Annotated in this window: 9 protein-coding genes; 7 read left to right on the top strand and 2 right to left on the bottom strand. The window is 61.2% G+C overall.

Features of this window, described 5'->3' with window-relative positions; all coding sequences use genetic code 11:
* Positions 1-15: 15 nt before the first annotated feature.
* Positions 16-894 (bottom strand): PRC and DUF2382 domain-containing protein, encoded by an 879-nt coding sequence (locus CKJ85_RS08220; RefSeq protein WP_095554017.1) that lies wholly within the window; start codon positions 892-894, stop codon positions 16-18.
* A gap of 381 nt (positions 895-1,275) precedes the next feature.
* Positions 1,276-2,199, bottom strand: coding sequence for a hypothetical protein (locus CKJ85_RS08225; protein ID WP_095554018.1), 924 nt, complete (start codon positions 2,197-2,199; stop codon positions 1,276-1,278).
* Between the two features lie 50 nt (positions 2,200-2,249).
* On the opposite strand from CKJ85_RS08225, the gene CKJ85_RS08230 reads away from it, so the two are divergent.
* The 7 genes from CKJ85_RS08230 (at position 2,250) to CKJ85_RS08260 (ending at position 24,598) form a co-directional block, all read left to right on the top strand.
* Positions 2,250-3,539 carry an adenylosuccinate synthase gene (locus CKJ85_RS08230; RefSeq protein ID WP_095554019.1) on the top strand — a complete coding sequence of 430 codons (1,290 nt, stop codon included), beginning with the start codon at positions 2,250-2,252 and terminating at the stop codon, positions 3,537-3,539.
* 65 nt (positions 3,540-3,604) lie between these two features.
* Positions 3,605-4,687 carry an ATP-grasp domain-containing protein gene (locus CKJ85_RS08235; RefSeq protein WP_095554020.1) on the top strand — a complete coding sequence of 361 codons (1,083 nt, stop codon included), beginning with the start codon at positions 3,605-3,607 and terminating at the stop codon, positions 4,685-4,687.
* A 656-nt stretch (positions 4,688-5,343) separates the two neighbouring features.
* The gene (locus tag CKJ85_RS08240; protein WP_095554021.1) at positions 5,344-14,364 is read left to right on the top strand and encodes a hypothetical protein; all 9,021 of its coding nucleotides are present in this window, start codon (positions 5,344-5,346) and stop codon (positions 14,362-14,364) included.
* A gap of 682 nt (positions 14,365-15,046) precedes the next feature.
* Positions 15,047-18,235, top strand: a complete 3,189-nt coding sequence (locus CKJ85_RS08245; protein ID WP_095554022.1) for a hypothetical protein — start codon at positions 15,047-15,049, stop codon at positions 18,233-18,235.
* Between the two features lie 231 nt (positions 18,236-18,466).
* Positions 18,467-19,822 carry a phosphate acetyltransferase gene (pta, locus tag CKJ85_RS08250; protein ID WP_095554023.1) on the top strand — a complete coding sequence of 452 codons (1,356 nt, stop codon included), beginning with the start codon at positions 18,467-18,469 and terminating at the stop codon, positions 19,820-19,822.
* Entirely contained in the window at positions 19,823-21,028 is a 1,206-nt protein-coding gene (locus CKJ85_RS08255; RefSeq protein WP_095554024.1) for an acetate kinase, read from the top strand.
* A gap of 168 nt (positions 21,029-21,196) precedes the next feature.
* Complete coding sequence (locus tag CKJ85_RS08260) at positions 21,197-24,598, top strand: YPDG domain-containing protein (protein WP_095554025.1); 3,402 nt, start codon at positions 21,197-21,199, stop codon at positions 24,596-24,598.
* Positions 24,599-24,613: the final 15 nt, after the last annotated feature.

Raw genomic sequence — 24,613 nt, forward strand, 5'->3', positions numbered from 1 at the left:
TACCGGCGGAGGGGCTTACTTCTTGGTGTTCTTGCCGTCGACGACGCCCTCGACACCGTCGGTGTCGAAGCGCTCCTTGCGCAGCTCCTCGGAGACGCGCTCGGTGTCCTGAACGGTGTCCTTCTCCAGGGAAACCTTCTCCACCGGGACGGAATCCTTGGAGACGTTGACGCGCTCCTCGTGCAGGGTGACGGAAGCTTCCTGCTCGCCGATCTTGCCGTCGTAGTTGGCGCGGTCAGCGTCGGTGATCGGCTCGCGGACAACGCGAACCTCTTCGCGCTCAACCGGGACCTCGACGGTCTCGGTCTCGTTCACGACGTACTTGCGCAGGCGGACCTGGCCGGACTCAACGCGGTCCTTCTGCACGTTCAGCTGCTCCTCGGAGCGGATGATCGCGTCCTTGTCGGTGTCAGCGACGTTCTCGCGGGTGCCGGCAGCAGCGTTTGCGCGAGCGGTCTCGTCGGTGGTCACCTCGCGCTCACCAGCGGCAGCGCCAGCGCCTGCGACGCCTGCAGCACCAGCAGCGGCGCCGGTGCCAGCAGCGGCGTGGCGGCCGGTGTCGTAGGTGGTGACGTCCTTGGTGTCGGTCAGGCCGTAGTGGCGGTAGAACGCATCCTGGTCCTCGGTGGTGAGGTGGCCGTTCTCGTCCAGATCCGGAGCGTCCTCGATGCGGCCCTTCGGGAATGCGAGGTGCAGCTCGCCGTCACGCAGGGTGTGGCCGCGCAGCGGAACGATGGAGGTACCGGCGCCGAACAGGCCGTGGTTCACGGACACGAAGTCCGGCTGGCCGGAGGTGTCGTTGACGTAGACGTCCTTGACGCCGCCGATCTTGTCGCCGTCAACGTCGTATGCGGTGGCGTTTGCCAGATCTTCGATGCGGTTGGTGTTAGCCATGGTGCTGAAAAGCTCCTTCGTGATTCGAGTTCGTTCAGGGGTCTATCTAACTCAGCCCATTGTGCGGACTGTCTCGCTTAGCGACGAAGCCTGCGAGCACTTGGCTCGCGCTTCGCTGCGTTGCGAACAAGAACGAATGTAGAGCGGATTTGAGATTCTCGCTTGAACGGCCGTCTCAGGTCGGCCCGTTCGGGGCAAGTGGAACATATGAACGAATGACGGATTCACGGACCGCCGGTACAATCCCCTGGCCGCTGGCGGTGACCTGCAAGAACGTGACGTTTGGATGACTTGAGGTGCTGTGTGCGCGCTGGGTAAACGTCTCGAAGTGATAACGGCCACCTCAGTATGGGCGTAAAGAAATCGCCTATGTGAGATGTGTCACATCCCAGAATTTGCCCCCATTTTGACGCTCTGGATGTCGCGGAGGTGCCGATAAAAGGTCACCCGCTCCACCGTGCGGGGGCGTACCACCCCGTCGAGCTCGACGGTGATGGCGTCGCCACCGGACTGCAGCGCGCGGCCGGTGAGGACGCGCGAGGAATCCGTCTGACCGGGCGCAACGCCCGCGTTGCGGGTGAGTCCGCGGAGGAGGGGGAGGCGGTGCAACCGCTCTAGTTGCGCCGGTGAGCGCCTGGAGACAGGCCCGGTGGGCACCAGCGGAGTTGTCAGGGCGGAGGATGCAATTCCCGGGGCGCCGGGGGTAGGTACCAGGCGCGCGCCGAACTGCCCGTAGAAGCGCGCGGAGGGCTCGGAGCCGCTGCGGTAGAGGAGCTGCTCCGAGTCGACGACGATCTCGCCGACGTACTCGCTTGCGCCGTCGTCGTGGTAGATCGCGGCTGCCCCCGCGACCACTTCGCCGGTGTCGGTGCGCACGCACGGCGACGGCACGACTGGCCCAGAGGTGGCAAGGGAGATGAGAGCGTCGCGGTCGAGCCCGCTCAATCCCCACGCCACCGCTGCGGGCGAGGAGGGATCGACGGGGAGGTAAGCGATCTCCGTCCATAGGTAGTCGCCGCGCATCATCCGGGTGAGGACGGCGGCGAGCGCCTTGTCGGTGCCGGAGACGACGATGCGCAAGCGCTGGTCGGGCTGCTGCGGCGCAGGCGCCGGCTGGCCAAGGTGCGCGACGTTGGGGGAGGCCTGGATCTCCGCGAGCGACGGAGTGGGGTCTTCCGGCAGGCACTCCTTCGCCGCGGCGTCGAGGAAGCGCAGGTCCTTGCGCGTCGGTACGGCGGGGAGCTGGTGGTGCTCGGCACCGGGGATTGAAGTGGTGGTTGCGCACGCGCAATGGATCAGCCGCATAGGGGTCACGCTACAATAAGCGCGGATTACTGCCTATATAAGGAGTGAAAATGTCCGCCATCGTCATTGTGGGCGCCCAGTGGGGCGACGAGGGCAAGGGGAAGGCCACCGACATTCTCGGCGGCAAGGTTGACTACGTGGTCAAGCCGAATGGCGGCAATAACGCCGGACACACCGTCGTCGTTGGCGGCGAGAAGTACGAGCTGAAACTGCTGCCCGCCGGCGTGCTCAGCGAGAACGCCACCCCGATCCTTGGCAACGGCGTGGTGGTCAACCTCCAGGCGCTGTTTGAGGAGATCGACGGGCTTGAAGCTCGGGGTGCGAACGCCTCGCGCCTGCGCATTTCCGGCAACGCCCACATGGTTGCGCCGTACCACCAGACGCTGGACCGCGTGCAGGAGCGCTTCCTGGGCAAGCGTGCCATCGGCACCACTGGCCGCGGCATCGGCCCCACCTATGCCGACAAGGTGGCGCGCGTGGGATTGCGCGTGCAGGACATCTTTGACGAGTCGATCCTGCGCCAGAAGATCGAGTCCGCGTTGGATGTGAAGAACCAGATGCTGGTGAAGATGTACAACCGCAAGGCCATCGAGGCGGACGAAATCTTCGAGTACTTCATGTCCTACGCCGAGCGCCTTAAGCCGATGGTGATTGACGCCGAGTACACCCTGAACAAGGCACTGGACGAGGGCAAGCACGTGCTCATGGAGGGCGGCCAGGCCACCATGCTGGACGTGGACCACGGCACATACCCGTTTGTCACTTCCTCCAACCCCACTGCCGGCGGCGCGTGTGTGGGTGCGGGCATTGGCCCGACCAAGATCACGGCGTCGCTGGGCATTGTGAAGGCGTACACCACCCGCGTGGGTGCGGGCCCGTTCCCCACGGAGCTGTTTGACAAGTGGGGCGACTACCTGCAGGAAGTCGGCGGTGAGGTCGGCGTGAACACCGGCCGTAAGCGCCGTTGCGGCTGGTACGACTCGGTGGTGGCCCGCTATGCTGCCCGCGTCAACGGCTTCACGGACTTCTTCCTGACCAAGCTGGACGTGCTCACCGGCATCGGCGAGATCCCGATCTGCGTGGCCTACGACGTGGACGGCCAGCGCCTCGACGAAATGCCGCTGACCCAGTCCCAGTTCCACCACGCAGAGCCCATCTTCGAGACCATGCCCGCGTGGGACGAGGACATCACCGGCTGCACCACGTTCGACGAGCTACCGCAGAAGGCGAAGGATTACGTGCTGCGCCTCGAGGAGCTCTCCGGTGCGCCGATGAGCTACATCGGTGTTGGCCCGGGCCGCGACCAGACGATCGTGCGTAACAACGTCATGGAGCGGTAACTCGTCACCGTTTCCCCAGCGCGCCTGTTTGCCCAGGGCAGTGCCGGGACATAAAGTAGGCGCCTATGAATACGGCGAAGCGCTCGAAGGTGCTCATCCTTGGCACGTCCGCGGTGGAGGAGGAGCTTGCAACCTCCTTCCGTCGCCTAGGCTACGAAGCGCAGGTGGGCACGTTTGAGCAGGGCGCGCCGGGTGCGATGACCCCGGACATTACCGTGGCGGGAGAGGGCACGGACCTGGCCAAGCTGCGTGAGCTGGTGGATACCTCGGGCTGCGAGCTTTTCCCCACGGTGGAGGCGTGCCGGATGACCCGCAACCGCGAGGGCGTGCGGCGCACCGCGGCCGAAGAGCTTGGCTTGCCGACGATGGCGTACAAGTTCGTCGACACCGTGGAAGACCTCGAGGCGTGCGCGGAGCAGGTGGGCTACCCGCTGGTGGTCAAGCCAGGCCGCTCCACCGCCGGCGAGGGCCAGTCCGTGGTGCGCGAGTCGAAGGAGCTACGCGCAGCGTTTTCCAAGGCGCAGAGCGTTTCCGAATCCAAGTCGGGTGAGCGCGAGCCGGTAGCGGTGGAGCAGTACATCGACTTTGACTACGAGGTCACTATCCTTACCGTCCGCTCGATTGACCCGGCTACGGGCGCTATGGCCACGTGGTTCTGCGAGCCGATTGGTACCCGCCACGAGCACGGCAAGCTTGTAGAGACGTGGCAGCCGGCGGCGTTGTCCCAGGCCGCGGCTGACAACGCCCGCTCGATCGCAGCGCGCATCAGCGGTGCGATCGCCGGGCGCGGCGTGTACTCCATCGAGCTCTTTGTCGACGGCGACGAGGTCTACTTCTCCCAGGCCACGCCCCGCCCAGACGCGGACGGCCTGCTCACTCGGGGTACCCAGCGTGTGGACCAGTTCGATCTGCATGCGCGCGCGACCGCAGGTTTGCCTATCGACGTCACGCTCACCTCCCCCGGCGCCGCCGCCTTCCTCCACGGCGTGAACCCCACCACCGCACAGATTGCGCAGGCGATGGCTGTCGACGAGGTGACGGTTGAGGTTCACGAAGACGCCGTAATGGTGCTTGCCACCGCGGACACGATCGACGAGGCCCACGAGCGCGCCGCAGAGGCAGCGAAGCAGTTGGAAGTGGAGCGGTAGCTCGCGCATTTGTGGAGTGTTCCGCGAGGGGCGGTGGCACTCGATTCCCTCGCTGTTCCCACTAAAGGGGGCATTCCAAGTGGCTAAGTCAAAAATTCTTGGCAACATTTAAGTTCGAACAGTCTTCGGATATTGAACGTTCGTCTAGAAAAATTGGTATTGCTACATTTGTGTATCTATGGGGGCTCACATTGACCGTGCCAGTTGGCGATGGTGGCAGTTAGGCTGGGGGTATAGAGAACGCCAAAGCGGGCTATATTTTTCTTTCGGGTGAACGAGAGGGGTTTACCCAGTCGAACAATATCGCAATGTTTGCTGAGTGCTTTGCTGAGTTTTTTGGGGGTACTCGACCTTGGTAATAGCCGAAAGGGATCTTGCTCGTGGACCTTTGGTATAGACGTGTCCCTGCCCCAAAAATGCAGCTCAATGATGAATGTTGCCCTTTTGTCGGTAATTGAACGTCCAAATAATTGCACCTTAGAGCCTGGACGTCCGGTGGGGGACATCTGGACCTAGCACGGGTGTTTTTCACTAGATTGACAGGTGTGAAAGTCTGCGTGGCGTTTTCCGCTGTGAGCTGACACGGGAGTTGTGCCTACGCACTCTCTGACTTTCTAGTTGTTCAGAACATCTTCGTGGAAGGAAGATTTCACAGTATGAAGAAGCACAATGTTGCCCGCCGCCGCGGGACGTCGATCGCGGCAGCAGCGCTTTCGCTTGCGCTTGTCGCTCCATTTGCGCAGCCGGTCGCTGCACCGAACACCGTTCAGGTGGCTCAGGCCGCCGACATTATCGACGCCGACGGTAACTACATTCCGGCGGATGCTGGGCGAATCAATGACAATGGACAATCAGAGGGCCTCCGATACGCTGGTCTCATTCCAGAGTTCGTGGACGCGCAGCAAAATAACCCGCAGTACGTCTTCCAAGTTCCTCATAGGCATACGGTTGATTGGAATGGTGGGAAAGCTCCCGAGGGGGACCTTGACACGAGCAGCCAGTTCATCCGTTTCCGCGACGAGAACCTCTACTCCCAGATCGACCGCATCGAATTGGTTGGTTACAATGGCGACCCACAGGGGTCATTTACCAAGCGTGACCCCAACGGCTCAGAGTGGGGCTTGAAGTTTGCTGATACCCCCAATTTCCCGGGCGCTGCAGGACGTGTGTACGCCTCGTATATTCAGATTTTCCTGAAGGACGGCAAGGCGATTTCCGAACTCGACTTGCCGAGTGAAGGTTCGCAGGTTGACTACTACTGGATCCGCGAAGATGGTCGAATTTTCAACACCTCCGTCCAGCACGTGAATATGATTGATCCGGAGCGGCTTGCTCAGGAAGCTGGTGTCCCTTCCGAAACCTTTGAAGGCGACAATGCGAACATTTTCCAACGAGGTCTTGCCAAGCAGCTGAAGTACGATCAGGACAACCGAACCATTAAGTCCACCACTACGGCATCGTTTATGGACGGCGGATATTCCGCAAACGGATATTGGAACTGGATTTTTAACGAGCAGATCAGCCCCGATGTTGCTAAATACGTCACCGACGTGACGATCTACAAGTCTGACGAGGAAGGTAATCCACTTCAGGGTGCGACGAAGTGGAAGGTGGACTTCGATAAGGAAACTGGTTTCGCGACCACCGCCAATCGCCCTGAACTGTCCTATCTCCCACACGAGCCCGGTATTGACGCGCAAACTAAAGACGCTGTGTGGAGGGGTGTGGACAACACCTTCGGATTTGGTATGAACGCTTTCGGAAGCTATACGATCGCGTACCAGCTTGAAGAGGGCGCAGAGAATCTCGCCAACTCGTCGGACGGCAAACGCATCGACACCACCTCCTGGATCTCGGTGGACTTTACGGACAAGTGGCCTAAGGCCCTGCCGAACGACAAAAAGCAAGACGGCGGTGCTAAGCCGACGCTGCTGAAGAACACGCTGAAGTCCGACTTCCTCAACATCGCGGATTCCGATGGGGATGGGCTCACCGACGACTACGAGCGTGACTTGGGTACCGACCCGTCGGCTGCGGATACCGACGGCGATGGTGTCCGCGACGATGTCGAGGTTCTTACCGATGACACCGATCCGGTAGACGCGAAGTCCTTCCTCCCTGCCGCTCCGCAGCCGTCTAAGAAGGAAGTTCCTCTCAATCCCGAATCTTTGTCGGGCACCATTAAGCGTGAGCAGGATAAGGACACTCAGGGCAAGGACATCCCGCTGCTTGATGTCACGAATGCTGACGCCGCACCGGTCAAGATTGTGGCTGTGCCGACTGGCAAGCTGGGCGAAGACGAAGACGGCAACCTGAACTATGAGGATGCTGACGCTATTGCCGTTGCGTCGCTTGATGACGCCGCCGCCATCGAAAAGGGCGAGTTCAAATCCGGCAAGCTTGAACTGCAAGACGGTACGGAGTACACCCTTGTTGCGGAGTCCCCGAATGGCGAGCGCACCAAGGGTGGCGCTTTCAAGGCAACCTCGAATGCCCCGACCGAAGCAACCGAGACCCCGTCCATCGAGCCGGTAAAGGCTGATGACACCAAGGTCACTGTCACGGCTCCTGCAGGCAGCGAGGTGAAGGTAACCCTGCCGTCTGGTAAGGAAGTCACCGCTACTGAGGATGCGGACAAGCCGGGCACCTTCACTGCAGATATTCCTGCGGGCGAAGAACTCAAGGCCGATGATGAGATTAAGGCCGTGGCAACTGAGGATGGTAAGAAGCCGTCGGAGCCGGCAACCGTAACGGTTGAGGCTGCGGACGCATCTGAGCCGGAGACCCCAACCGACCCTGAGGCCGATAAGACCTACGGCGTTGACTACCCGGCACTGCAGAACCTTGCCGTGGACGGCGAGAACACCACTGCTACGGCTTCTCCGAAGCTGACTCTCAACGGTGAGCCCGTGGATACCTTGCCTGAGGGATCTAAGTTCACGGCAGATACCACCAACGCCCCTGAGGGCACAAAGGTGACCTTCGATGAGAATGGTGTTGCAACCATCACCGTTCCGAAGCAGGAACCGGGTGTCCCGGCTCAGGTCTTTGAGCTGCCGGTTACCGCCACTATCGACGGCGAAGAGTTCACCGACACCATCGTTGTTCAGGTACCAGCTGGTGATGAGAAGCCGGCTGCTAAGGATCTGGTCGTTGACAAGATTCAAGGTCAAGAGGCTTGGTCCGATGAGGCCATCGACCCGATTCAGGTTTCTGCCAAGACGGCTGACGATGCGGAGCTGTCCAACCCCACGTACGAGCTCGTTGGTGCACCTGAGGGAATCACCATCGATGAAAACGGCAAGATCACCGGTACCCCTGCTTATAACAAGGACACCGCTGACATTGTGACCGAGGACGGCGAGGCCGTCTACAACGTGACCGTCAAGGTCACCGATGGTGACAGCACCGGTACCCAGACCTTCCCGCTCGTGATCAAGGACGCCTCCGCGGACTCCGATAAGGATGGTCTGACGGACAAGGAAGAAGCCGAGAAGGGTACTGATCCGAAGAAGGCCGACACCGATGGTGATGGTCTGACCGATAAGGAAGAGGTTGACGGCTCCAAGAACAACGGCGAGCCGACCGATCCGACTAATGCCGACAGTGATGAAGATGGCGTTAACGACGGCGACGAGGTCAACAACCAGGATGCCAACGGTAACCCTGCCCCCACCAATCCGAACGATGCGAATGATAAGCCAGCAGGTCCGCAGGTAGCTGTCGACGAGTCCTCCAAGACCCCGGTGGAGCCGACTGCCAATGAGCAGTCGACCGGTGTGAAGGTGGAGAATCCGACGGGTAAGACCACGGTGACCGCCAAGGATGAGGACGGTAAGGGTGTTCCTGCCAAGATTGACCCGGCAACCGGTGAGATTGTCGTTACGCCGGGTGAGGGTGTTGATGGTCCGATTACCGTGACTGTTGAGGATCCGTCCCTGGATGAGCCGGCAACAGTTGAGGTACCGGTTCAGGGCCACGAGAAAGGCCAGGATGATAACAACTCTGAGCCTGCGAAGGACTCTGATGGTGACGGTGTCTCCGATGAGCAGGAAGTCAAGGACGGTACCGATCCGAACGAGGCTGACTCTGATGGTGATGGCCTGACCGACGGTGAGGAGAAGCAGCGCGGTACTGATCCGAACAAGGCTGATTCCGACGGTGACGGCGTCAACGATGGCGATGAGGTCACCGATGGCACCGACCCGTTGAAGGCTGACACCGATGGTGATGGTCTGAGCGACGGCGAGGAGAAGGAGCAGGGTACTGATCCTCTTAAGGCCGATACCGATGGCGATGGCCTGAGTGATAAGGAAGAGCTCGACGGTTCTAAGAACACTAAGTACGACAACAAGCCGACGGATCCGACTAAGGCGGATTCCGATGGTGATGGTCTGACTGACCGTACTGAGATTGAGATTGGTACCAACCCGAATGAGGCCGATACTGACGGTGACGGTGTCAATGATGGTGATGAGGTCAAGGCCGGCACTAACCCGATCGTGAAGGATGAGACTCCTGAAGAGCCTGCCAAGGACTCCGATGGCGATGGTGTTACCGATGAGCAGGAGGAAGCTGACGGTACTGATCCGAACCAGGCTGACTCCGATGGTGATGGCCTGACTGATGGTGAGGAGAAGGAGCGCGGTACCGATCCGAACAAGGCTGATACCGATGGCGACGGTGTCGATGACGCCCAGGAGATTGAGGACGGCACCGACCCGCTGAAGGCTGATTCTGATGGTGATGGCGTGAATGACGGTGAGGAAAAGGGGAAGGGTACTGATCCTCTCAAGGCCGATACCGATGGCGATGGCCTGAGTGATAAGGAAGAGCTCGACGGTTCTAAGAACACTAAGTACGACAACAAGCCAACGGATCCGACTAAGGCGGATTCCGATGGTGATGGTCTGACTGACCGTACTGAGATTGAGATTGGTACCAACCCGAACGTGGCGGATACTGACGGTGACGGCGTCAATGATGGTGATGAGGTCAAGGCCGGCACTAACCCGATCGTGAAGGATGAGACTCCTGAAGAGCCTGCCAAGGACTCTGATGGTGACGGTGTCTCCGATGAGCAAGAGGCAGCTGACGGTACTGATCCGAACAAGGCCGACTCCGACGGTGACGGCCTGAGCGACGGTGAGGAGAAGGAGCGCGGTACCGATCCGACGAAGGCCGACTCTGACGGTGATGGTGTCGAGGATGGCCAGGAGGTTACCGATGGCACCGACCCGCTGAAGGCTGATACTGACGGTGACGGCCTGAACGACGGTGAAGAAAAGGGGCTTGGTTCTGATCCGACCAAGGCTGACACCGACGGTGACGGTCTGACTGACGCCAAGGAAAAGGAGCTGGGTACCGATCCGACCAAGGCTGATACCGACGGTGATGGCCTTTCCGATAAGGAAGAGCTGGACGGTTCGAAGAACACCGAGTATGACAACAAGCCGACGGATCCGCTCAAGGCCGACTCCGATGGTGACGGCCTGACTGACCGTACCGAGATTGAGATTGGCACCAACCCGAATGCGGCTGATACCGATGGTGACGGCGTCAACGACGGTGACGAGGTCAAGGCCGGCACCAACCCGACCGCTAAGGACGAGGATGCTCCTGAGGAGCCGAAGGTTTCCGTCGACGGTGCTGATAAGCCGAACACCGTTGAGCCGACTGCCAATGAGCAGTCGACCGGTGTGAAGGTGGAGAATCCGACGGGTAAGACCACGGTGACCGCCAAGGATGAGGACGGTAAGGGTGTTCCTGCCAAGATTGACCCGGCAACCGGCGAGATTCTCGTTACCCCGGGTGAGGGTGTTGATGGTCCGATTACCGTGACTGTTGAGGATCCGTCCCTGGATGAGCCGGCAACAGTTGAGGTACCGGTTCAGGGCCACGAGAAAGGCCAGGATGATAACAACTCTGAGCCTGCGAAGGACTCTGATGGTGACGGTGTCTCCGATGAGCAGGAAGTCAAGGACGGTACCGATCCGAACGAGGCTGACTCTGATGGTGATGGCCTGACCGACGGTGAGGAGAAGCAGCGCGGTACTGATCCGAACAAGGCTGATTCCGACGGTGACGGCGTCAACGATGGCGATGAGGTCACCGATGGCACCGACCCGTTGAAGGCTGACACCGATGGTGATGGTCTGAGCGACGGCGAGGAGAAGGAGCAGGGTACTGATCCTCTTAAGGCCGATACCGATGGCGATGGCCTGAGTGATAAGGAAGAGCTCGACGGTTCTAAGAACACTAAGTACGACAACAAGCCGACGGATCCGACTAAGGCGGATTCCGATGGTGATGGTCTGACTGACCGTACTGAGATTGAGATTGGTACCAACCCGAATGAGGCCGATACTGACGGTGACGGTGTCAATGATGGTGATGAGGTCAAGGCCGGCACTAACCCGATCGTGAAGGATGAGACTCCTGAAGAGCCTGCCAAGGACTCCGATGGCGATGGTGTTACCGATGAGCAGGAGGAAGCTGACGGTACTGATCCGAACCAGGCTGACTCCGATGGTGATGGCCTGACTGATGGTGAGGAGAAGGAGCGCGGTACCGATCCGAACAAGGCTGATACCGATGGCGACGGTGTCGATGACGCCCAGGAGATTGAGGACGGCACCGACCCGCTGAAGGCTGATTCTGATGGTGATGGCGTGAATGACGGTGAGGAAAAGGGGAAGGGTACTGATCCTCTCAAGGCCGATACCGATGGCGATGGCCTGAGTGATAAGGAAGAGCTCGACGGTTCTAAGAACACTAAGTACGACAACAAGCCAACGGATCCGACTAAGGCGGATTCCGATGGTGATGGTCTGACTGACCGTACTGAGATTGAGATTGGTACCAACCCGAACGTGGCGGATACTGACGGTGACGGCGTCAATGATGGTGATGAGGTCAAGGCCGGCACTAACCCGATCGTGAAGGATGAGACTCCTGAAGAGCCTGCCAAGGACTCTGATGGTGACGGTGTCTCCGATGAGCAAGAGGCAGCTGACGGTACTGATCCGAACAAGGCCGACTCCGACGGTGACGGCCTGAGCGACGGTGAGGAGAAGGAGCGCGGTACCGATCCGACGAAGGCCGACTCTGACGGTGATGGTGTCGAGGATGGCCAGGAGGTTACCGATGGCACCGACCCGCTGAAGGCTGATACTGACGGTGACGGCCTGAACGACGGTGAAGAAAAGGGGCTTGGTTCTGATCCGACCAAGGCTGACACCGACGGTGACGGTCTGACTGACGCCAAGGAAAAGGAGCTGGGTACCGATCCGACCAAGGCTGATACCGACGGTGATGGCCTTTCCGATAAGGAAGAGCTGGACGGTTCGAAGAACACCGAGTATGACAACAAGCCGACGGATCCGCTCAAGGCCGACTCCGATGGTGACGGCCTGACTGACCGTACCGAGATTGAGATTGGCACCAACCCGAATGCGGCTGATACCGATGGTGACGGCGTCAACGACGGTGACGAGGTCAAGGCCGGCACCAACCCGACCGCTAAGGACGAGGATGCTCCTGAGGAGCCGAAGGTTTCCGTCGACGGTGCTGATAAGCCGAACACCGTTGAGCCGACTGCCAATGAGCAGTCGACCGGTGTGAAGGTGGAGAATCCGACGGGTAAGACCACGGTGACCGCCAAGGATGAGGACGGTAAGGGTGTTCCTGCCAAGATTGACCCGGCAACCGGCGAGATTCTCGTTACCCCGGGTGAGGGTGTTGATGGTCCGATTACCGTGACTGTTGAGGATCCGTCCCTGGATGAGCCGGCAACAGTTGAGGTACCGGTTCAGGGCCACGAGAAGGACCGGGACGATAGCGACTCCGAGAGCACTGGCGGCACCCCGACCGACCCGACCGATGAGTCGGAGAAGGATTCTGATGGTGATGGTGTTTCCGATGAGCAGGAGGCAGCTGACGGTACTGACCCGGCCAAGGCCGACTCCGATGGTGATGGCCTGACTGATGGTGAGGAGAAGGAGCGCGGCACCGATCCGACCAAGGCTGATTCTGACGACGATGGCGTCAACGATGGTGATGAGGTCACCGATGGCACCGACCCGTTGAAGGCTGACACCGATGGTGATGGTCTGAGCGACGGCGAGGAGAAGGAGAAGGGTACTGATCCTCTCAAGGCCGATACCGACGGTGATGGCCTTTCCGATAAGCAGGAGCTGGATGGTTCCGAGAACGGTGAGTACAACAATGAGCCGACGGATCCGACCAAGGCTGACTCTGATGGTGATGGTCTGACTGACCGTACTGAGATTGAGATCGGTACCAACCCGAATGAGGCTGATACCGACGGTGACGGCGTCAACGATGGTGACGAGGTTAAGGCCGGCACCAACCCGACCGCCGCAAACGAAACCCCGGAGGAGCCTGCGAAGGACTCCGATGGCGATGGTGTCTCCGATGAGCAGGAAGCTGCTGACGGCACCGACCCGACCAAGGCTGACTCCGATGGTGATGGTCTGAGTGATGGTGAGGAGAAGGATCGCGGTACCGATCCGAACAAGGCCGATTCCGATGACGACGGAGTCGAGGATGGCCAGGAGGTCAAGAATGGCACCGACCCGTTGAAGGCTGACACCGATGGTGATGGCCTGACTGACGCCAAGGAAAAGGAGCTTGGTACTGATCCTCTCAAGGCTGATACCGACGGTGATGGCCTTTCCGATAAGCAGGAGCTGGATGGTTCCGAGAACGGTAAGTACGACAACCAGCCGACGGATCCGACCAAGGCTGACTCTGATGGTGATGGTCTGACTGACCGTACCGAGATTGAGATTGGCACCAACCCGAATGCGGCTGATACCGACGGCGACAACACCAACGACGGTGACGAAGTCAAGGCCGGCACCAACCCGACCGCTAAGGACGAAGATGGTGCCGAGCAGCCGAAGGTTTCCGTCGTTGGAACCGGTGAGCCCAACACCGTCGAGCCGACTGATGATGAGCAGTCGACCGGTGTGAAGGTAGAGAATCCGACGGGTAAGACCACGGTGACCGCCAAGGATGAGGACGGTAAGGGTGTTCCGGTCAAGATTGACCCGGAGACCGGTGAAGTCCTCGTGACGCCGGGTGAGGGCGTTGATGGTCCGATTACCGTGACTGTTGAGGATCCGTCCCTGGATGAGCCGGCAACAGTTGAGGTACCGGTTTTGGGCCACGCTGCGGGTATCGACGACAACGAGTCCGAGGATCCAACTGATACGACTACCACGACGCCGGCTCCGCAGGGTCCGGCTGATCCGGGTAAGTGTGCGGCTTCTGCTGTCGGCTTTGGATTGCCGCTGCTGGCGCTGATTCCGATTGGTTTGGCAACGCAGGTGTCTATCCCGGGTATCTCTGAGTTCGTGGAGAATATCTCGAAGGATATTGAGCGTGCGAATGCGCAGATTCAGCGCAACTTGGGCACGTTCAACCCGCAGACTGCGCAGGCACTGTCGCAGATGAATGAGCAGCTGCGGAAGGCAGGTTTCGATTTGGCTACCGTTGGCGCGGGTATCGCGGTGGTTGCTGCTGGTATTTTGGCTGGCACGATCATTTACGACAACTGTGCTCCTGGTGGTCCGAAGAGCTCGGTGAAGGTTGATTCTTTGCAGGGTTCTTCGGGTAAGACCTGGAACTCCTCCAAGAAGGACGAGAAGTAACACGAACTCTCGTCGGTCCACCCTGGGCTGAGTGAAAAACTGCGTCCGACTCCGGTCGGGCGCAGTTTTTGTGTCCCACGCCTCCCTCGCCACACCCGTTCCGGGGTAGTAGGGGAACTCTTAGTAAGAGTTTATGGATACGTCCCTCACCAGCGATCTTGGACACCCGTAGAAACTAATCTGTATCCCGCCCAATATCAACGTGGGCCAGGCTGAACGAACGTCTTGACCGCCCGCTTAAAGCGCTTTAACCAGCGGACATAACACCGATGGAAATAACTCCGCTCTGCAATACGAAAATAATTCGAGCGTTTGTATTGTGTTTGCTATTGAAGGGTAGGGAGTTTCGAATGTTAAGAGTATCGCTCACCTATCAATGAGATTGCATGACTGTAACTCAGGCCTTCATCTTCCCTTCGATCGTGTTCACCGCATAAACATGCAGGCCAAAGCTTCTCGACGCCCCGTTTTCCCCATTCAATCGTCCAAGATAGAGATCCTGAGAGGGTTGGAGTTAGCTGGGCAAGACCCGGACATGTGACAGGTGTTCTTCACTAGACTGGCAAGTGTGAAAGTCGGCGTGGAATTGCCGTTTATCCGCTGGCGCGGCTATCAGGCTCACGCTCCTTCGGACTTTCCCTCCTTTGTCCAGAACATCTTCGTGGAAGGAAGATTTCACAGTATGAAGAAGCACAATGTTGCCCGCCGCCGCGGGACGTCGATTGCGGCAGCAGCGCTTTCGCTTGCGCTTGTCGCTCCATTCGCGCAGCCGATCGCTGCACCGACTACCGTTCAGATGGCGCAAGCGGCTGAAATTACCGACGCCGAGGGTAACTACATTCCGGCGGCTTCCGGGCGAATCAATGACAACGGTGAGGAGGACGGCCTTCTCTATGCCGGCCTTGTGCCCGAGTTTACCAATGCACAGCAAAACAACCCGCAGTACGTCTTCAAGGTTCCGCATCTAAGGAAGGCGATTTGGAATACCGGTAAGACCCCGGAGGGGGATACGGATGCGAACGGCCAGTACATCCGATTCCGTGATGAGGCCCTCTACTCCCAGATCGCCCGCATTGAGCTGGTGGGTGAGAATGGTGACCAACAGGGTTCATTTACCAAGCGTGATCCGAAGGGCTCTGAGTGGGGACTGAAGTTCGAAAACACTAGGAACTTTCCTGGCGCATCTGGTGTCCCGTATGCTTCTTATATTCAGATCTTCTTGAAGAATGGCAAGAAGATTGAGGATCTTGGTCTCCCGGCAGAGGGTTCGCAGGTTGACTACTACTGGGTCCGCAAGGATGGTCGAATCTTCAATAACTCTGTGCAGCACGTGAACCTCGTTAGCAAGAGTCAGCTTGCGGGGAAGAATGGCATTCCCTCAAGCACTTTCGAGGGCACCGGAGAGAGTGTGTTCGGCAACAACGGTATCACTAAGCAGCTGAAGTACGACCAGGAGAACAGGTCTATCAAGTCCACCGCCACCGGCACGTTCTCGTTCTTTGATTACTCTGGCAACAGCTACTGGAACTGGATTCTTAACGAGTACATCAGCCCTGATGTAGCGAAGCACATCACCGACGTCACGGTCTACAAGTCTGATATGGAAGGCAATCCACTTAAGGGCGCGAAGAAGTGGAAGATGGACTTCGACAAGGAGACAGGGCTCGCAACTACCGCAACTCGCCCCGAACTGTCCTACGTCCCACACGGGACCGACATTGACGCAAAGACTAAGGACCAAGTGTGGGCCAACACGAGCAACATCGTGGGTTTCCCGTCTAACGCCACCGGCAGCTTTACCATCGAGTACCAGCTTGAGAAGGGGGCCGAAAACCTTGCCAACTCCCCGTACGGTAAGCGTATCGACACCACCTCCTGGATCTCGGTGGACTTTACGGACAAGTGGCCTAAGACCCTGCCGAACGACAAAAAGCAAGACGGCGGTGCTGAGCCGACGCTGCTGAGGAACACGCTCAAGTCCGACTTCCTCAACATTGCGGATTCCGATGGGGATGGGCTCACTAACGACTACGAGCGTGAACTTGGTACCGACTCGTCGGCTGTAGACACTGACGGCGATGGTATTCGCGACGATGTCGAGGTCCTTACCGATGGCACCGATCCGGTAGACGCGAAGTCCTTCAAGCCTGCTGCTCCGAAGCCGGATAAGAAGGAAGTTCCTCTCAATCCTGAATCTTTGTCGGGCACCATTACCCGCGAGCAGGATAAGGACACTCAGGGCAAGGACATCCCGCTCCTTGGCATCACGAATGCTGACGCCGCACCGGTCAAGATTGTCGCTGTGCCGACTGAAAAGCTGGACAAAGACGATGAAGGCAACCCTACCTATAAGACTGATGACGCTATTGCCGTTGCATCGCTTGACGACGCCGCCGCCATCGAAAAGGGCGAGTTCAAATCCGGCAAGCTTAAGCTCGAGGACGGTACGGAGTACACCCTCGTTGCGGAGTCCCCGAATGGCGAGCGCACCAAGGGTGGTGCTTTCAAAGCGACCGATGCTCCGACTGAGACTCCGGCTCCGTCGATTACCACTGGTTCTGAGAAGGATCAGGTTCCGGCTGATGGTTCGGAGAAGACCTTGGATGACAAGGTCAAGGATCCGACTGATGGCATGACTGGTGAGGTCCAGGACAAGGACGGCAAGCCGATTGATGGTGCCAAGGTTGAGGTTGATCCGACCACTGGTGGCATCAAGGTGACGGTGCCGGAGGGTACTGGCGCGCAGGATGCCAAGGTTGTTGTCAAGGACAAGGATGGCAAGCCGGTTGGTGATCCGATTGGTGTGACGATCACCAAGCCGAAGGGCGAGACTGAGACTCCGGCTCCGTCGATTACCACTGGTTCTGAGAAGGATCAGGTTCCGGCTGATGGTTCGGAGAAGACCTTGGATGACAAGGTCAAGGATCCGACTGATGGCATGACTGGTGAGGTCCAGGACAAGGACGGCAAGCCGATTGATGGTGCCAAGGTTGAGGTTGATCCGACCACTGGTGGCATCAAGGTGACGGTGCCGGAGGGTACTGGCGCGCAGGATGCCAAGGTTGTTGTCAAGGACAAGGATGGCAAGCCGGTTGGTGATCCGATTGGTGTGACGATCACCAAGCCGAAGGGCGAGACTGAGACTCCGGCTCCGTCGATTACCACTGGTTCTGAGAAGGATCAGGTTCCGGCTGATGGTTCGGAGAAGACCTTGGATGACAAGGTCAAGGATCCGACTGATGGCATGACTGGTGAGGTCCAGGACAAGGACGGCAAGCCGATTGATGGTGCCAAGGTTGAGGTTGATCCGACCACTGGTGGCATCAAGGTGACGGTGCCGGAGGGTACTGGCGCGCAGGATGCCAAGGTTGTTGTCAAGGACAAGGATGGCAAGCCGGTTGGTGATCCGATTGGTGTGACGATCACCAAGCCGAAGGGTGACTCCGGTGAGCCGTCGAAGCCGACCGACCCGACCGGTACTCCGGCCCCGCAGGAGCCGGCGATCGATAAGGGTAAGTGTGCGGCTTCTGCTGTGGGCTTCGGTCTGCCGCTGCTGGCGCTGATCCCGGTTGGTCTGGCAACGCAGATGTCCATCCCGGGTGTCTCCGAGTTCGTCGAGAACGTCTCGAAGGATCTGGAGCGTGCGAATGCGCAGATCCAGCAGAACCTGGGTATGTTCAACCCGCAGACTGCGCAGGCACTGTCGCAGATGAATGAGCAGCTGCGTAAGGCAGGTTTTGACCTGGCTTCCTTGGGTGCTGGTATCGCGGTGATTGCTGCTGGCATTATTGCTGGCACGATCATCTACGACAACTGTGCTCCTGGTGGTCTTGGTGGTAGTTCCGTCAAGCTGGATGGTTCCTCTAAGTAGCCATCCCCAACGCGGTTAACACCGCGTAAGCACCGCACCGGCGCAACGCCCCACAGGTAGGGGTGTTGCGCCGGTGCTTTTGCGTCTGTAGGGGGAGGGGGAGTGCTCGCAACCACACTCAAACGCGGGTAACTCGGGGCCAACTAGTCTTACCTTTACCGGTACAATGGATCGCGTTTACTGGCATCTCGAACCAGGCCGTGAAACGCCTGGACACGAAAGGCGGAACCCATGGCTCAAGGCCACTCCCTGCTTCTTACCGCGGCCAACTGCACGCTGGAAGACGTCGACGTTGACGCACTCGCAGCCCAGTTGAATGTGCGCCCCGCGCGCGTCGAGGGCGAGACCCTCGCCGAGGCGTACGCGCAGGAGCTGCTCGCGGACGGCGACGCGCTCATCCTGGGTAGCGGCGACTACACCTTCGACGCAGAGGTCGCCGCAGCGTACGGCGTGCCGGTCGTGCTGGTCACGCCCACGCCGGAAAAGACCGGGCACGTTGAGGGTGTGCTGGGTGAGAAGGGGGCGGTGCTCGCGGGCGTCGTGAAGCAAGGAGCCCTTGACGCGGACTCCCTGAAGGTGGACGCGGCGGCTGAGCCCGTGATGAGCGCCGAGGTGTTTGAGTCTTGGCTGATTGGTCGCGCGAAGGAGAAGCAGGCGCACATCGTGCTGCCCGAGGGCGACGATGACCGCATCCTGCAGGCCGCGCACCAGCTGCTGGCCAAGGATGTGGCGAAGCTGACCATCCTGGGTGACCCGGCGGACATTGAGCGCCGCGCAAACGAGCAGGGCCTGGACCTGGCCAAGGCGCAGGTGATCAACCACCTCGAGTCCGAGCTGCGCGAAGAGTTCGCGGCTGATTTTGCGGAGCTGCGCAAGAAGAAGGGCATCACGCTCGAGCAGGCTCGGGAGACGATGGAGGACATCTCCTACTTCGCCACCATGATGGTGCACAAGGGCATGGCGGACGGCATGGTCTCCGGTGCCGCGCACACCACGGCGCACACCATTAAGCCGTCCTTCCAGATCATCAAGACCGCACCGGGCGCATCCGTGGTCTCCTCCATCTTCCTCATGGTCATGCGCGGCCGCCTCTGGGCATTCGGCGACTGCGCCGTGAACCCGAACCCGACCGCGGAGCAGATCGGCGAGATCGCCGCGGTCTCCGCGAAGACCGCTTCGCAGTTTGGCATCGACCCGAAGGTCGCGCTGCTGTCCTACTCCACCGGCACCTCCGGCTCGGGCCCGGACGTGGACCGCGCTGTCGCCGCGCTTGAGGCAGCCAAGGGCGCGGACGCGGACCTGGTCGTGGACGGGCCGCTGCAGTTCGACGCAGCGTGCGACCCGGGCGTGGGCAAGAAGAAGGCCCCGGACTCCCCGGTGGCGGGCCAGGCGAACGTGTTCATCTTCCCCGACCTGGAGGCGGGCAATGCCGGCTACAAGATCGCACAGCGCACCGGCGGCGCCCTCGCCGTCGGCCCCGTGCTGCAGGGCCTGAACAAGCCGGTCAACGACCTGTCCCGAGGCGCGACCGTGCCGGACATTGTCAACACCGTCGCAATCACCGCTATCCAGGCAGGAGCAAAGTAAATGGCATACGCACTGGTTATTAACTCTGGCTCGTCCTCCATCAAGTTCCAGGTCGTGGACCCGGAATCCAGCGCCTCGGACGACCCGTTCGTGTCCGGCCTGGTCGAGCAGATCGGCGAGCCGCAAGGCCGCATCACCATCAAGCACAACGGCCAGAAGTACGTGGTGCAGCGCGCCATCCCCAACCACAAGGTGGGACTGGAAGAGAGCTTCGGCCTGCTGGAGAAGAAGGGCATCGGCCCGACCCAGATTGACATCCAGGCTGTCGGCCACCGTGTTGTCCACGGCGGCATGGTCTTCTCCCAGCCGGAGCTGATCGTGGACCAGGTCGTGGAGATGATCCGTGACCTCATTCCGCTCGCCCCGCTGCACAACCCCGCGAATATCGACGGCATTGAGGTCGCCCGCGAGCTGCTGCCGGACATCCCGCACGTGGCCGTGTTTGATACCGGCTTCTTCCGCAACCTGCCGCCGGCCGCCGCGCTCTACGCCATCAACGCGGAGATTGCAGAGAAGAACCAGATCCGCCGCTACGGGTTCCACGGCACCTCGCACGAGTTCGTTTCCGAGCAGGTTCCCGCCCTGATCGAGCGCGACCCGCTGCACACCCGCCAGATCGTCCTGCACCTGGGCAACGGCGCGTCCTGCTCCGCAGTGGAAAATGGCCACGCGATCGACACGTCGATGGGACTTACCCCGCTGGCCGGCCTGGTCATGGGCACTCGCTCCGGCGACATCGACCCGGGCATCATCTTCCACCTGGTCCGCCAGGGCAACATGAGCATCGACGAGATTGACAACCTGCTCAACCGCCAGTCCGGTGTGAAGGGCCTGTCCGGCGTGAACGACTTCCGCGAGCTGCGCACGATGATTGATGAGGAGAACGGCGACGCCTGGCTGGCGTACAACGTGTACATCCACCAGCTGCGCCGCTACATCGGCTCCTACATGATCGCCCTCGGCCGCGTCGACGCGATCACGTTCACCGCCGGCGTGGGCGAAAACGACCAGCACGTCCGCATGGACGCCCTGGACAACATGGAGATGTACGGCATCAAGGTCGACCCGGAGCGCAACGCGCAGCCTAACGACGGACCGCGCATCATCTCTACCGACGACTCCAAGGTGAAGGTCCTGGTGGTCCCCACCAACGAGGAGCTGGCGATCGCGCAGAAGGCATCCGCGATTGCGAAGCAGATGGCGTAAATCGCCCCTCCACTGAAGCCGCGGCCCCGTGTTGGGTCGCGGCTTCTTGCATCGCAAAACCCTGCCGGTAAAGTAAAGGGCACTTAGGCTTTTCCTGGAACATCCATAACGTTTTCCAGGAAAGCGGTCGGTCCCCGCCGTGCGCGGGCAAACACAGGAGGAGCGGCCATGGGCACGCACAGCTCGTCACGTCGTCGGGGCGCCTCGCTCGCCGCGTGCGCATTCGGACTCACACTCGCGCTCTCGGGCGTCCAACCCATCGCCGCGCAGCACACACTCCCCGTCGCCCACGCTGCGCCCCGCACTACCGTGCACTGGGACACGCTGCGTCCCGCATTCGGCGAGTCCGCGACCGCACCCGCCTCCGTGCGCGCACTCGGCCTGTTCGGCCGCGCGGTCGAGCCCACATCCTGGGCACTTAGCGAAGGGTTCGAGGTCCCTGAGGGCTGGAGCATCGAGCTTGACGACGCCGGCGCGGTCACCGCCCAACCACCCACCCCATTCACCGAGGACGCTATCGACGAGTTCGACGTCCCCGTCCAAGTGACGTTTGCGGACGGCACCTCCGGCGAATTTTCCGCACACGTGGAACTAGCCGACGAGCCCTACCTCATCGCCCCCGGCGACAAGACCTACTGGTCCGGACGCCTCATCCTGCCCCTCTACCTGCGAGCGGTGAATGTGCCGCTCGGCTCCAAGCTGGTGCTCGACGGGCTTCCCGACGGGCTGTGGACCACCATCCAGGCCCCCGGTCTCAAGCGCAGCCAGTACTTCTACGTCAACGGCCGCCCGGAGGGCACGGGCGAGTACCCGGTGACCCTGCGCGTGGTGGACCGCCACGGCGAGCCGGTGGAAAACGCCGCCGGCCCACTGGAAACCGAATTCACCATCACCTTCCGCGACCCGACCGACCTGGAGCCGCTGGAAGCTGACCTGGCCGATGCACCGGCGGAACCGGTTGCCGCTGGCGAGCCCATCCGCATCCCGATCTCCGCCGACAACGCCGCATCCGTCGAAGTCTCTGGCCTGCCCGACGGCGTGGAGTTCAACGGCGAGGACAGCGTCATCGAAGGCACCCCGGAGGAGCCGGGCACCTCGAGCGTGACCGTCGACCTGATCACTGAAGAAGGCGAGCGGCTCGTCGACACCTTCGACCTGGTCGTGGAGGGGGACGCTCAGGTCACAGCAACGACTGCTCCTACTCAGTCGAGTGCAGAAAATTCCGCACAGGCGGAAAACCCTGCGGAGCCCACTGCAAAAACTTCCGCACAGGCGGAAGAATCCGCGGAGCCCAGCGCGACGACTACTGGGGTGACGAGTGCGGAAAATTCCGCACAGGCGGAAACTTCGACGCCGGAGTCTGCGGAACCGACGACCAAAAATTCCGCGCAGGCGGAAAATTCGACGCGGGAATCTGCGGAACTGACTGCAAAAACTTCCGCACAGGCGGAAGAATCTGCGGAGCCCACCGTGACGACTGCCGGGGAGACTGGTGCGGAAGATTCCGCACAGGCGGAATCTTCGACGCCGGAGTCTGCGGAGCCGAGCGCCAAAAATTCCGCACAGGCGGAAACTTCTGCGCCAGAGTCCGCCAAACCGACGACCAAAAAATCCGCACAGGCGGAAGAATCCGCGGAGCCCAGCGCGACGACTGCCGGGGTGACGAGTGCGGAAAATTCCGCACAGGCGGAAAAACCTACCGCCCCCGTCGACCCCGCGGGCCCGGAGGAGATCGACCAGTTCGAGTGGGACGAGTTCACCGTCGCGGCCGGCGCGGAAAACGCGGTCGACCCGGTGCGTAGCGAGCGCTCCGCCGTGGTCACCGCGGAGGCGGGCGCTCCGGACTGGGTGACCGTCTTCCGGGGCGGCCAGGTGTACGCGAGCCCGTCGCGCGACGTTGCGCCCGGCGAGTACCCGGTGCGGGTGCGCACGAGCAACGGGGAGACGGACACCATCCATGTCCGGGTTGTGGAGGCGGCGAACGACGCCGAGCGCTACACGCCCACCTACGCTGTTGCCTACGCCCGCGCCGGTGGCAGTGTGCAGTCGCTGCCGCCGCGGGCCACCTTCACGGTCCGCTCCTCCGAATTTGATAACCAGCCGTTGCCGGAGGGGACGAGGTTTGAGGTTGAGGGGGATGGGGTGAGCGTCGATAGGCATGGTGCAATTACGTACGCTCCGCCGCTGGACGCGCAGGTGGGCAAGGCGAAGCTGGTGCCCGTGAAGGTGGTGTACCCCGACGGGTCGAGCGAGGGGACCATGGCGCGCTTCGAGGTGCTCAAGGCGCGCAACGCGGAGCTGTACACCCCTGCCTACCAGGCGGAACGCGCGGCGGGCGCGGGGGAGACCGCCACCGTGGCGCAGACCGCGCGGGACCTGCCGGCGGAAACGGAGTTCAGCCTGGACCCCGCCGTGGACTTGCGCGGGTGGGACGTTCGCGTGGACGCGCGGACCGGCCGCGTCGAGGCCACCGCTCCCGAGACACCGGCTGACCTGGACGTGAACGTGCACGTGTCGTACGCGGACGGGTCGGAGGAGACCGTGCCCGTGCACGTCGCGGCGCGGCGCACCGCCTCGATGGCGCAGGCCACGGAGCTGCGTTACGACGATGCCTACGCGGCCGCCGACGGCACCATCACCATCGCCCCGCGCGGCGCGGTGCCAGAGGGCGTGGCTTTCGCCGCTGCGGGCGCGACGCCGGTGCAGCTTGACGTGGAGCCGTCGACAGGCGTGATCACCGCGAAACTGCCTGATGACGCCCCCGCGGACACCTCGTACACCTTGGGCGTGCGCGCGGCGTTCCCGGACGGATCCGCAACCCAGCTGAGCGCGACCGTGACCACGGACTCGCAGGCGCGCCACGCCGACGTGCGGTGGCCGTCCGTCGCTGTCCCGGTCGGCGCGGATGCCGTGACCGCCCAGGTCACAGGCGCGCCGGCGGGCACCACCTTCGCGCTCGCCGCCGAGTACTCGGGCTCGCCGTGGCCCAGCAGCGTCGACCCCACCACTGGCGCGCTCACCGTCGCCGCCCCGGAGGGCGCGAACGCGGGCGACGGCGCCGAGGTCCCGGTCGTGGTCACGTTCCCGGATGGCTCGCAGCGTCTCGTGGCGGTCCGCGCGACCGCGGTCGATGCGATGGCGGGCGCGCAGCCCACCGAGTACGGCGCCGCGGAGGTCCGCCCCGGCGACTCCGTGACGGTCAGCCCCGCGTTCGAGGCAGCACAGTTCTCCCTGGTTGAGAAGGTCGAGGGGCTCTCCACGCGTATCGACGCCACGTCAGGCGCCCTCACCGCCACCGCCACCACCGACGCGACCCCCGGCCCGCGCCGCGTCCCGGTGCGCGTGACCTTCGCCGACTCCACGCAAGCCACGGCCTACGCCACCGTCACGGTGCTTCCGGCGGACGTGACGGCGCAGGCGCAGGCGCTGGACCAGGGCGAGGGCGCCTCCGCGATTGGGAAGCTCGTCGCGCTTGCGCTGGGTATCCTCGCCAGCACGGGTGCTGTCGGATTCGGCCTGTACGAGAACCGCGAGTTCTTCCGCACCTTCCTGGCCTTCCCACTCCGCTAGACCGCCGCTCCGCCT

It is taken from the genome of Corynebacterium sp. NML 150383 (genome assembly GCF_002285085.1).
Taxonomy (GTDB): domain Bacteria; phylum Actinomycetota; class Actinomycetes; order Mycobacteriales; family Mycobacteriaceae; genus Corynebacterium; species Corynebacterium gottingense.

Coding starts and splice junctions, on each gene's coding strand:
- pta (WP_095554023.1), top strand. CDS start 18,467: ATGGCTCAAGGCCACTCCCTGCTTCTTACCGCGGCCAACTGCACGCTG.
- CKJ85_RS08255 (WP_095554024.1), top strand. CDS start 19,823: ATGGCATACGCACTGGTTATTAACTCTGGCTCGTCCTCCATCAAGTTC.
- CKJ85_RS08230 (WP_095554019.1), top strand. CDS start 2,250: ATGTCCGCCATCGTCATTGTGGGCGCCCAGTGGGGCGACGAGGGCAAG.
- CKJ85_RS08220 (WP_095554017.1), bottom strand. CDS start 894: ATGGCTAACACCAACCGCATCGAAGATCTGGCAAACGCCACCGCATAC.
- CKJ85_RS08260 (WP_095554025.1), top strand. CDS start 21,197: ATGGGCACGCACAGCTCGTCACGTCGTCGGGGCGCCTCGCTCGCCGCG.
- CKJ85_RS08240 (WP_095554021.1), top strand. CDS start 5,344: ATGAAGAAGCACAATGTTGCCCGCCGCCGCGGGACGTCGATCGCGGCA.
- CKJ85_RS08245 (WP_095554022.1), top strand. CDS start 15,047: ATGAAGAAGCACAATGTTGCCCGCCGCCGCGGGACGTCGATTGCGGCA.
- CKJ85_RS08225 (WP_095554018.1), bottom strand. CDS start 2,199: ATGCGGCTGATCCATTGCGCGTGCGCAACCACCACTTCAATCCCCGGT.
- CKJ85_RS08235 (WP_095554020.1), top strand. CDS start 3,605: ATGAATACGGCGAAGCGCTCGAAGGTGCTCATCCTTGGCACGTCCGCG.